Here is a 12301-nt window from a genome sequence, read left to right as displayed (position 1 = left end):
ATTAGCCTAATTTGGCAACTTGATCTTGAATTTGCACGATTGCTATATCACGTAAGCCCTGGGCGATCCCACGATCGCCGAGATTGCTGGCGATGGCAAAAATGGTGCTGGCCCGCAAAACTTCGCTAGCCACGACGCGCCAGGGTTGTGGCGAAGGACTGGCGCTGTATTGATCAAGCACTTGGCCAAGCGACCATGGGCCTGGCCATGGGAACGGCCAGCGTGGGCAAATATCATCGCCATCTTCCCAGCCAACCAAACTGCCACCGTAGCCAGCCATTTTGCGAGCGCTGCCTTGAATTTGCACAATAATTGCTTTGCTGCGGGCGCGACCAAGTGCCGCATTGTGCATGGATTGGCCTAAACCATAGTTGATCAAGCCTTTGGTTAATGTGCCAAGTTCGAGCAATGGTTGTGGTGTTGGAATACCTGGTTTGCGGATTGGGGGGAACGGCCATGGCCACCAAGGTGGGCAAATATCATCGCCTGGCTCCCATGCAGCAAAGCTACTTGAGCCTTTCAAGGTTACCAAGTGGCTGCGTAATTCGCCGCGAGCTAAACGCAAATTTTCGGCTTGCAAGGTTTGGTCACCATATTGAAAGGCCATATTGAAGGCATCAAGGCTGCGATGGAGATCGAGCACTACCAAACCACCAGCAGGAATCCGCTCAATCGGCGTGAATAATTGTTCTTTGAGTCGCCACCATGGTCGTGGCCACCACCAAGGGCGTGGTTCGTAGTCGTCGTCGGGGTTGGGAGTGTAACTCAGGCTGGTAACGTTATCGCTGGCGTTTTGCAAACCAGCAAGGTTAATTTCTAAATCGGCTAAGGCCAAGCCATAAACTTTTTGGGCAAACCGCGTGTCGCTGCTGACGGCACTCATTGCTAGCAAGGTCAACGAGCGAAATGCTCGACGGGCAAATTGGGCACTGGCTGGAATCTCGCCTGTGGCCGCTGCAATGCTTGCGCTCTGGACTGGCTTCGTGCTAGCGGCTGCCGCTTGATCGAAAGCACTCAATGCCCCAGCGGTTGCTAAGGCTGCCAACCCGCTATTGCGCAAAAATGAGCGTCGTGAACTTGCTTGGTTGCCAATATCATCAAACGAATCGTGAATCCCCATTGAAATCCTCCGAACGAAAATAACTCTTCGATGTCATTAAGACGCAATGGGGATTGCTGAGCTTTCCTTCAAGCAATTGATTTAGCTGCGCTTGAACAGCCGTTTAATTTTTTGGCCTGCTTTACTCAATTGAGCTTGAATTGCAAAACTTTGTTTGACCGACTGTGGCAGGTGCTCAGTCCAGTAGTGAGTAGTTTTGGCAACGACGGTAATTACGCTTTTGATTTCGCTTTTGAGGCTAAAATCTTGGTGAATTGGCACAAGCAGTTGCTGGTCAGTGGCTTGTGCCGCAACATGCTCTTGGTTAATTGCCCCAGCTAGCCATTGAGCCTGACCAACAATCGAACATTCGATTGCCAGCCACTCGGGATTTTCACTAATATGGGCGCTCAAACCGCTGACTTCGTAAATGCCACGACATAGTTCAGCATAGACCTGCAGATAGTTGGGATGCTGGGGATTGGCATTAATTTGGATTGGGATGCTTGCATCGACCCCACGATGAGATGGCCCACCCTCAAGTGCTAAATCGCAGAATGTTTCCCACATATTGGCCCAATCGACCTCGCCATCTTCACGATATTTGATTGGCGCGGCGGCCATTGGTTGTTGCTCTGTCATCACTCACTTTCCTTGCTTGTATGAATCTGTGACTCGCTATTTTAACTTAATTCTTCGCTACAGCATCGTATATAATGGTGCGGCTGTTCGCTGTGTGCTATCCGTTAAGGAGTATTTGTGCAATGACGCACCCTGAGCTTGATCCAACGACAATGCAGTTGTTGAATGCTGCCCATACCTACACTGGAATTCCCGCCACGACGGTGCAAACGCCATGGTCTTCATTGGCTGAGCTGTTGCAAGCTCGGGCGGCGAGTGAAGCCCAACGCGAGTATTTGGCCTATTTTAATGATCATGCTGGCGAGGAAATTCGTTGGAGCTATGCCGATTTGTTTGAGCGAGCGGCCCGAATTGCCAATTTGCTCACGACAGTTTATGGGGTGCAGCATGGCGAGCGGGTTGCCACGTTGGCCTATAATCACCCCGACACGGTGGCAATTTATGCGGCTTGTTGGTTGATTGGGGCGACAATTGCGCCGCAAAATGTCGGCGAGGACGATCAGCGGATTGGCTTTATTTTGGATAATGCTGCGGTTCGGGTGGTTTTGGCACGAACTGAATATCTCGAACGGGCCAAGCTTATTTGCAGCCATGCCGCAGGTGTTGAGCATGTGGTGGCCTTGGATGCTGATTTTGAACAAGCCTTGGCTGCCCAACCAGCAACATTTGAGCCAAGTCAAGCACCAAGCCTTGATGATGAAGCCTTGTTGGTCTATACCTCGGGCACAACTGGCGCTCCCAAAGGCGTTCAATTGAGCCATTATAATTTACTGGCCGATTGCACTGGGATTATGCGCTGGCATGGGATTGATTCAACCAGCCGTTTGATGGCAATTTTGCCAATTCACCACGTGAATGGGATTGTGGTGACCTTGGTTACCCCATTGTTGGCCCAGGCTTCGGTGGTGCTGAATCGGACGTTTAGTGCAGGCACATTTTGGCAGCGCATCGCCAACGAGCGGGTACAGATTGTTTCGGTTGTGCCAACAATTTTGCAATATTTATGCGAAGGCAAACCAGAACACAGCCAATTTGAACGCAGCCACCTACGCTATTTAATTTGTGGTGCTGGTACGTTGCCTGTAGCTTTAGCCAAGCGCTTTTATGATCAATTTGGGGTGCGGGTGCTCCACGGCTATGGGCTTTCCGAAACCACATGCTATTCATGCTTCTTGCCAACCAACCTGAGCGATGCCGAATATCGCCATTGGATGGAAGATTTTGGCTATCCGAGCATTGGGGTGGCGATTTGGCCAAATGAAATGGCGGTGCATGATCCCCAAGGCCATGCCTTATCCGAAGGCGAGCGCGGCGAGATTGTGATTCGCGGCCATAATGTGATGATGAGCTATTTCAATCGGCCTGATGCCAACGCTGAAGCCTTTAAATATGGCTGGTTTCGCTCAGGCGACGAGGGCTTTTATCAATGGGATGCCCAAGGTCGTCAGTTTTTGTTTATCACAGGCCGCCTCAAAGAACTGATCAATCGTGGTGGGGTAAAATATAGCCCATTTGAGATTGAGGAAGTGCTGTTAGCCGTGCCTGGGGTGCGGACTGCTTTAGCAATTGCCTTCCCTAATAATTGGTATGGCGAGGAAGTGGGCGCGTATATTGTGCCCGAAGATGGTGCACAACTTGAGGCGCAAGCAATTTTGGCGCATTGCCGTACCCAGATGCCCTTTGCTAAATGCCCAAAAGTTGTGGTGTTTGGCACGGAAATTCCGGTTACTGCAACGGGCAAATATCAACGTTTGCGCCTGCAAGAACTCTTTGCCGAATGGAATGACAGCCAGTTTCGTGAGTAGTGGCTGCTGTAGTTGAGGATGCTATGAGCCGAATTGCCCAAACTTTTGAACGCTTAGCCAGCCAAGGTCGGACTGCCCTGATGCCATTTTTGACGATTGGCTACCCTGAGCGTGATTCCGCCCTGAGTTTAGCCCAAGCCTTGGTTGCTGGCGGCGCGGATATGCTTGAACTTGGCATGCCCTTTTCTGATCCGTTGGCCGATGGCGCGACAATTCAACGTACTACCGATATTGCCCTAACTAATGGGGTGGATATTGGGTTTTGTTTGGAAACCGTGCGCCAACTACGGGCGGCTGGCATGAGCATTCCATTATTGCTGATGGGCTATTTCAACCCCATGTTTCAATATGGCGTTGAGCGGTTTGTGGCCGAAGCCAAAGCGGTGGGTGCTGATGGTTTTATCGTGCCCGATTTACCACCTGAAGAAGCCGACCAATTTCATGCGGCGGCCAAAGCCCATGAACTGGATTTGGTGTTCTTGTTGGCTCCAACCTCAACTGATGCCCGCATCGCCAAGATTGCCAGCCTGTCGTCGGGCTTTATCTATTGTGTGGCATTGCGTGGCGTAACCGGTGCTCGCGCCGCGTTGGCCGACGATTTAGGCGATTTCTTGGCGCGGGTACGCCAATATAGCCAATTGCCGCGTGCGGTTGGCTTTGGTATCTCCAAGCCTGAACATGTAGCCTCGGTTGCCAAAATGGCTGAAGGGGCAATTTGCGCCAGTGCCTTGCTCGATTACATTGGTAACTTGCCTGCTGAAGAGCGAGCTGCCGGAGCGCAACAGTTTGTGCAAAGTCTGCGCGATGCCGCTGATCAGGCCAAGGGCTATCAGCAATAAGTTAAATCCTCTCAACCCAACTCTTCTTTCTCGCTGTTAATGGCGGACAGCTTGACGACTAGCTAGTGCTATGCGTTAGGCCATGTCCGCTCCCAGCGTGATTCACGGTTTCATGCCCCCAATTCTTGGCAACTGATAACTGACTCCTCGTTCGCCATCCTTAGCGTTCTTCGCGCTCTTCGCGGTTACGGTTTCCTGAACCCTGAACCCTAACAACTGAACCCTAATCCCCAATTTTACCTCTTGACAATTCATTCCTGAACAACTATATTGTTATCGAACATTGTTCGATGAAATTATGTTGCTGGAATGGAAACAGCCAATGGGCAGTAAAGAACGCCGCGAACGCATCAAACAAGCCACCCGCGAGGGGATTCTCAGCGGCGCACGCCAAATTGCCCAAGCCGAGGGTTGGTCGGGCTTGACCATCCGCAAAGTTGCCGAGTTGATCGAATATAGCCCATCGATGGTCTATGAATATTTCGCTAGCAAGGAAGCAATTTTAGAAGCCTTATTGGAAATTGGCTTTCAACAATTGACCAATGCCATGCAACAAGCTAGTGCCGCCCATGTTGATCCATATCAGCGCTTGCAGGCCATCGCCTTGGCTTATTGGCACTTTGCTCAAGCCAATCCCGACCTCTATCAAGTGATGCATGGCATGGATGGCGTGACAGTTAACCCAGAGTTGCGCAACCAAGCGGCTTGGCCGACATGTTTATTGGTTGAGCAAGATTTGCAATTGTTACTGATCGACGAACAAGTGACTAGCCCAAATTTACGCGAGGATAGCGAAATTCTCTGGGCCGCCTTGCATGGAATTGTCAGCCTTGCGCTTAGCCAACGCCTCAGCCAAGCCGAACAGATCGAAGCCCGTATCCAACGCACGACCCAAGCCTTGTTACAGGGCTTATTAATGACCAATTCGTAATTTTTTTGAGCCTTATCGAACAATGTTCGATTACTGAATATTGTACAAGGAGCATCGCCATGAGTTCATTACAGGTAATTTTCGGTATAGGCCCAGCTGGTAGCACGCTAGCCGAGGAGCTTATTCGTCAAGGCCAGCGTGTTCGCTGTATCAATCGTAGTGGTAAGGCCGATCTGCCAGCAGCGGTTGAGGTCGTCGCTGGTGACTTGCTTAATCAAGCTCAAGTTAATGAGTTGTGCCAAGGTGCGAAGGTGGTTTATCACTGCGCTAACGTCCATTATGCTGAACAGACCAAGATTATGCCACAATTTCAGCAAACAATTATGCAGGCTAGCGCAGCGGCTGGCGCTCGCTTGGTGGTGCTCGACACGCTGTACGTCTATGGTTCGAGCCAAGGCCGACCGCTGACTGAGGCCACACCGTTTGCATCGCATACTCGCAAAGGTCGTATGCGAGCTGAATTGGTCGAAACCTATTTGGCGGCGCATCGGGCTGGTACGCTTGAAGTCACACTGGGCCGAGCCGCCGATTTCTTTGGGCCGCGTGTGCTCAACTCGACCTTGGGCGATCGGGTGTTTCCAATGTTGTTGCAGCACAAACCAGGGCAATTGTTGGGCAATATCGACTTGCCGCATAGTTTTAGCTATATCGGCGATGTCGCCCGTGGCTTGGCGTTGTTGGGCCAACATCCTATGGCACTGGGCCAAGCTTGGCATTTGCCGGTCATGCCAGCATTAACTCAACGTGCTATGCTGCAAACAATTGGCAGATTGTTGGGCTACCCTGTGCGTAGTATTGCCCTGCCTAAAATGGCGATTCAGGCGTTTGGGCTGATGGATTCGTTTATGCGCGAATTTGTTGAGATGTTCTATCAATATACCGAGCCACAAATTGTCGATGCCCAAGCGATCGAACGCCAACTTGGCTTAGCTGCTACGCCTTTGGAGCAAGCGTTGCAGGCCACGATTAATTGGTATCGAGGTCAAACCCAGCAAAAAGCCGCTGCCTAGATGTGGCAACGGCCTTGAAAACAATCTGATCGTGGAAATTATTGGCTGCTTTGCCATTCGCCAGCAACGCTGCGCCGGAATTGATCGGCAGGCTTGAGTTCGTGGCCTTGCAAATAGTGGCCGAACCAATCCAAAATATATTCGATCCGTGCGATCCGATGCAATGGCTCGCCGCTGCGTGAAAGTTCATGGCCTTCGCGCGGGAAGCGGACAAACCGTACAGGCTTATCCAGCACTTTGAGCGCGGTATACAGTTGCTCGGCTTGCTCGACCGGGCAGCGATGGTCTTCATCCGAATGTAAAATCAGCAAGGGAGTGTTAATTGAATTTACATAACGAATTGGTGAGCGTTCCATAAATTTATCGATATCAGCCCAAGGCTTGCCGCCGAATTCATCTTCGCCGAAGTATGGCCCAATATCCGATGTGCCGAAAAAGCTCATCAGATTGGAGATACAGCGTTGGGTGTTGGCGGCGGCAAAGCGCTCGGTATGGCTGATGATCCAGTTGGTCATATAGCCGCCATACGAGCCACCAAGCACACCCATGCGTTTGCTGTCGATCCAATCCCAAGTTTCGGCCAAATCGGCGGCGGCCATGAGATCACGATAATCGTCGCCGCCAAAATCTTGGCGTACTAACGAGCGGAAGCGCTGACCATAGCCTGTGCCACCGCGTGGATTGGTGTAAATCACGCCATAGCCAGCCGCCGCCAGTACCTGAAATTCGTGCATAAAGTTGTGGCCATAGGCGCTATGCGGGCCACCATGAATATACAACAACGAAGGATATTGCTGACCTTGGGTAAATCCGACAGGCTTGATCACCCAGCCTTCAATTGCCAAGCCATCGAAGCTGGCATAGCTAAAGCGTTCTGGCTCGATGGTTTGGATGCTGGCAAGTAATGCAGCATTGGGGTCGTAGAGCAGATGAATGCTGCCATCGGCATCGCCCATATACAGCGCTTCGAGTTGGGTCGCCGTGCCTGCGGTGAAAGCCGTGCGCTTATTCAACGATTGGCTATAGCCCGAAATGCTGGGATTATCCTCCGGCGTAAGTTCATGCATCACGCCATCGCTGTAACGATAGGCACGAGTGCGGGCGGCCCGAGTTGCCAAACAATAGATGCCATTATCGCGCCAATAAGGCCGATAGGGAAAGCGCCCGATGCGTGCATCGCTGATCACGCTATTTTCCAGCCCATATTCAAAGCCAACACTGAGCAAATGGGCATCGCCGCCAGCCCGACTAACACACCACAAAGCCTCATTTGAAGCATTGCCAGTATGTTGATCATGGCCGATATAGGCGATTGCTAAACCATCGGGCGACCATGTTGGGTGATACACTGGACCCAATGCATTGGTCAAACAGCGTGATGTGCCAGCTGCTACATTTAATAGATACATATCGGCTTGGCGGGTATGCTCTAATTCGGCCCGCGAAACCGTGATAAAAGCCAACTCGCTGCCATCAGGCGACCAGGCCGGATCAGCATGATCAAAGGCTAGATCGGTGATTTGGCTTGGTTCTTGGCCTAATTCAACCAGCCAAATTTGGGCATATTCTGGCTGCAAATAGCCCACGCCATCGAATTTAAACGGCAAACGCTCAATAATTTTTTCGTCACGCAAGCTTTCGACATGGGTTTGCGCTTTGGCTTTGGCTCCGCGCGAAATAAAAGCCAAGGCTTGGCTATCGGGCCGCCAGTTGATTTCGGCCACACCATAGCCAAGACTGGTTAGTTGCTGGGCCTCGCCACCACGCGCTAAATCAAGCACAAACAGTTGGGCCACGCCTGCATCGCGAGTTGAGATAAAGGCCAGTTTGCTGCCATCGGGCGACCAGCGTGGTGAGCTATCGCGACCTGAAACGCTGAAAGTCATACGCTGCGGCGTGCCACCATCGGCCTGAATTAACATAATTGCTGAACGATAATCGGGTTTGCGAGTGCCACTCTTGCTGGTGGTTTCCTCGATCCAGGTTTCTACAAAGGCAATTTGCTCACCGTTGGGCGAAATTTGGGCATCGGAGATAAAACGTAACTCTAAGAGACTCGTGGCTTGCCAGTTGCGCAACTCGGCCATGCTTGGTTCCTATTCTCTATATGCAATGATTCGTTAATCTGCAAGCCCTCACCCCCTGACCCCCTCTCCCTCCCAGCGAGCGAGGGGCTGGGGGTGAGGGCACAAATTACATTTATATGCAATTCCGCGCATAATAGCATAGAACGATCATCCATTAAACAACAACTCAGAAGCTTAGCGCATGCTAAATGACTTATTTTAGTCATTGAATAATAGTTAGGAAAAAATTAAGATAGCAGTATATGGATTCTTTGATCGAAGGAGGTTGCTTGATTCATGCGACTAGGGGTTCATAACATTTCGGCTATCGATGTTGATTAATTACACGAGGATGTGCATGAATACACAACATTTACCTAATCGCTCAAGACGATTACCATGGCTTGCAGGAACCCTCCTAACATTTTTAACCACAAGTTTGTTCTTTTCTCCAACCCAACCTGTTGCCAACGCTGATCAAGCTGGGCTGGGCAGTTATACTACCACCTTGCCAGCAGGCGCAAAAGTTCCCGATGATTTTAATGGGAATCCTGTTTCTCCCAAACGTACTGCCAATGTCACTGGCGCAATGCCCACCAACGATTGGTGGAGTTCGCTCGGCTGGCAGCGCTTCCCTGGTAATCCTTATTCGGAAAATATGACGGCCTTGCCGTTGATTGTCAAAGCCAAAGCGACTGGCTTGGGCGTGACCTTCCCGACAATTCCCGCAATTTCAACTGGCTCACCCAACTATATCGGCGAGTTTCACTACAATGCTTCCGAAGACCTCAACCTTGGTTTGGTGGGCTTGAATTCGCCTGATGCCAAAGTTGACGGCTACTCGGATTGGACGGTCACGGCCTATTGGAATGGTGGCGGCACGCTCCGCGCAACCTTTGGCCATGGCATGCCCTTCGTCTATTTGACCAAGAGTGGCGGCGATGCCTTGATTAGCGCGGCTGCTCCGCCAAGCGTTTGGACTGGTGCTGGCACGAATGCGCTTGGTATCACGGTTAACGGCCATCATTATGGTATTTTTGCCCCAACTGGCGCGACCTGGGGCCAATCGGGGAACAATTTTCAATCAAATTTGGCTGGCAAAGATTATTATTCGGTAGCAGTGCTGCCTGATAATAGCGTGGCAACCTTTAATTTCTTCAAAGCCCGCGCCTATGCCTTTGTCACCAACACCACCGCGAGCTGGAGCTACGACCAAGCTTCGGCAACCTTGAACACAACCTTCAGCGCAACCACGGTTGCCAAAGAAGGCAGCAATACCAACACCGTTTTGGGCTTGTATCGCCACCACGCGATCAACTCATCGACGGCGTTGACCAACTACAGCTATACCACCGCCCGTGGTCAAATTCGCCTGCGCGATGGTAATTCATTTACCACGGCCATGCGCTTCAACGGCGTGCTGCCAACCTTGCCAGATGCTGGCGATTATAACCGCACCACGCTCAACAATCACTTGAATGATGTTGCCTTCGAAGCCAGCCACTTTGGCGGTGCTGATACCTACTACACTGGTAAGGCGCTCTTACGTTTGGCCAACTTGATTCCGATTGCTGAACAATTGGGCAACACCAACGCCCGTAATACGTTGATTACCGCTGTGCGCAACCGTTTGCAAGAATGGTTCACCGCCAGCGCCAACGATACCAATGGCCAGTTCTACTACAATAGCAATTGGGGAACCGTGATCGGCTATCCAGCCTCGTTTGGCTCAGATACTGAATTGAACGACCACCACTTCCACTATGGCTATTACATCTACGCAGCGGCAATCTTGGCCCAATATGATCCAAACTGGGCGCTCGATAGCAACTGGGGTTCGATGGTCAAGCTGTTGATCAACGATGCTGCTAACATCAGCACCGCAACCGATCCCCGCTTCCCGCGCTTGCGCACCTTCGACATCTACGAAGGCCACTCATGGGCTTCGGGCCACGCTGGCTTCGGCGCTGGCAACAACCACGAATCATCATCAGAAGCAATGATGTTCAACAGCGCCGTGCTGTTGTGGGGCGCAAACACTGGTAATACCCAATTGCGCGACCTTGGGATCTTCATGTATACCCATGAAACCCACGCCATCGAACAATATTGGTTCAATGTTGATAACGCTGTGTTCCCTGCTGGCTTCACCGCCAACAACAATCACCCCGCTGTTGGGATGGTTTGGGGCGATGGTGGCAGCTACGCAACTTGGTTCAGCGCCAACCCCGAAATGATCCACGGGATCAACTTCTTGCCCTTCCATGGTGGTTCGCTGTACTTGGGCCGTAATCCAGCCTATGTCAACAAAAACTATAGCCAAATGCGCAGCAACATCGGCGGCGCAGAACGTTATTGGTTAGATGTTATTTGGCAATTCCAAGCTTTTGGTGATGCGGCAACTGCTGCAACCAAGTTTGATACGGTCGCCTACACCCCAGAAGAAGGCGAAACCAAGGCTCATACCTATCACTGGATTCGCAACTTGAAGCAGTTGGGTTCGATCGATACCTCGATCACCGCCAACACGCCAACCTATGCGGTTTTCAACAAAAATGGTGTGCGTACCTACGTTGCTTGGAATCCAACTGGTAGCCCATTGACCGTAACCTTCTCGAATGGCGTGGTGTTGAATAGTATTCCTGCACGCAGCATGGCTCGCAGCACGGGCACAACCCCACCACCAACCGCGACTCCAGTCAATCCAACCGCTACGCCAATCAATCCGACGGCGACCCCTGTCAATCCGACGGCAACGCCCGTCAATCCGACGGCAACCCCAGTACCACCAACCGCCACGCCAGTTGCAGGCTGTTCAGCAGTCAGCTTGGATGCTAACAGCTACTACCAAGTAACGGCTCGTCACAGTGGCAAAGCCTTGGATGTTGATGGTGTTTCAAGCGCTGATGGTGCGAATGTGCATCAATGGGGCTATGTTGGCGGCTTGAACCAACAATGGCGCTTCGAAAGCGTTGGTAGCAACTACTTCAAAGTAACCGCGCGTCATAGTGGCAAAGCCTTGGATGTTGCTGGCGGCACGACCGCAACTGGCAACGGGGTCAACATCCATCAATGGCCATATGGCAATACCACTAATCAACAATGGTGTTTGCGCGATGTTGGTAGTGGCTACTATGCAATTATTGCCCGCCACAGTGGCAAGGCGCTTGATGTTGCTGATGCCTCAACCGCCGATGGTGGCAACGTCCATCAATGGGACTATGTCGGTGCAACCAACCAACAATGGCTGCTGACCAAGATTGATGCTGGTGGTAACACCTTGCACGTCATCGATGGCGCTGCCCAAAATGTGGCTGGTACCTTGAGCTTGAGCGCAGGCGCAGGCGCTAACACCGACACGATTCCATCGGCTGGTGGCGCTAATCGTGATGGTACACCAACCAATGCTTTGGTTTATACCATCTCTGGCTTGACCCGCACCTACAACAGCCAAGCTACCCAATTCAAGCTGTTCGTCGATTCAAACACCGCCGTGGGCAACGGGGTTCAAGCCCGCATTTCCTACGACTGGACTGGCGACGGCAGCTATGATCGCACCGAAACCTACAACTACTTCCCAACCGATCCGGTGGCAGGTTTCGAACAATATAGCCAAACCGCTGGCCTCAAGAGCAGCAGCGGTGCTTGGGCCAACTTGAGCAATGGTCGGGTACGGATTGAAATTTGGAACGCGATTGGCAATGGTTCAGCGAGCGTTCGCACCAGCGCCACCAGCGCCCAAGGCCAACAATCCACGATCACCTTGCCATTCAACTAAAGTACTATAACCCTGCTCCTCGTACCCGGCACTCGTTCTTCAGCCAGAACGAGTGCCGTGGTTTTAAGCAGAATTCATACAGATTGCTAGTAAACATTTGTTTCAAAAAGAGGAAAAATCGCGTTATAATG

At 51.5% G+C, this 12301-nt stretch carries 8 protein-coding genes; 5 read left to right on the top strand and 3 right to left on the bottom strand.

The genetic code is table 11. From position 1 onward, the window contains the following. Nucleotide 1: 1 nt before the first annotated feature. Complete coding sequence (locus tag ABEB26_RS09715) at nt 2-1120, bottom strand: hypothetical protein (RefSeq protein ID WP_345721787.1); 1119 nt, start codon at nt 1118-1120, stop codon at nt 2-4. Between the two features lie 81 nt (nt 1121-1201). Continuing rightward, nucleotides 1202-1741: a hypothetical protein gene (locus tag ABEB26_RS09710; protein ID WP_345721785.1), complete on the bottom strand. Its 540-nt coding sequence runs from the start codon at nt 1739-1741 to the stop codon at nt 1202-1204. Nucleotides 1742-1863: 122 nt separating this feature from the next. Between ABEB26_RS09710 and ABEB26_RS09705 the strand changes: the two genes are divergently transcribed. The 4 genes from ABEB26_RS09705 to ABEB26_RS09690 all read left to right on the top strand — a co-directional run bounded on the left by ABEB26_RS09705 (nt 1864) and on the right by ABEB26_RS09690 (nt 6326). After that, nucleotides 1864-3546 carry a class I adenylate-forming enzyme family protein gene (locus ABEB26_RS09705; protein ID WP_345721784.1) on the top strand — a complete coding sequence of 561 codons (1683 nt, stop codon included), beginning with the start codon at nt 1864-1866 and terminating at the stop codon, nt 3544-3546. Nucleotides 3547-3569: 23 nt separating this feature from the next. Continuing rightward, nucleotides 3570-4385: a tryptophan synthase subunit alpha gene (gene trpA, locus ABEB26_RS09700; protein ID WP_345721783.1), complete on the top strand. Its 816-nt coding sequence runs from the start codon at nt 3570-3572 to the stop codon at nt 4383-4385. Nucleotides 4386-4707: 322 nt separating this feature from the next. After that, nucleotides 4708-5316, top strand: a complete 609-nt coding sequence (locus tag ABEB26_RS09695; RefSeq protein ID WP_345721782.1) for a TetR/AcrR family transcriptional regulator — start codon at nt 4708-4710, stop codon at nt 5314-5316. A gap of 59 nt (nt 5317-5375) precedes the next feature. Next, nucleotides 5376-6326 (top strand): NAD-dependent epimerase/dehydratase family protein, encoded by a 951-nt coding sequence (locus ABEB26_RS09690; RefSeq protein ID WP_345721781.1) that lies wholly within the window; start codon nt 5376-5378, stop codon nt 6324-6326. A 38-nt stretch (nt 6327-6364) separates the two neighbouring features. On the opposite strand, the gene ABEB26_RS09685 is transcribed toward ABEB26_RS09690, so the two are convergent. After that, a complete protein-coding gene (locus ABEB26_RS09685) occupies nt 6365-8413 on the bottom strand; it encodes a S9 family peptidase (protein WP_345721780.1) in 2049 nt (682 codons plus the stop codon). A 337-nt stretch (nt 8414-8750) separates the two neighbouring features. On the opposite strand from ABEB26_RS09685, the gene ABEB26_RS09680 reads away from it, so the two are divergent. Further along, complete coding sequence (locus tag ABEB26_RS09680) at nt 8751-12170, top strand: glycosyl hydrolase (RefSeq protein ID WP_345721779.1); 3420 nt, start codon at nt 8751-8753, stop codon at nt 12168-12170. Nucleotides 12171-12301 lie beyond the last annotated feature (131 nt).

The organism is Herpetosiphon gulosus (assembly GCF_039545135.1).
Taxonomy (GTDB): domain Bacteria; phylum Chloroflexota; class Chloroflexia; order Chloroflexales; family Herpetosiphonaceae; genus Herpetosiphon; species Herpetosiphon gulosus.
The sequence above is the reverse complement of the archived record's forward strand: the minus strand, read 5'-3'. Positions and strand labels throughout refer to the sequence as shown.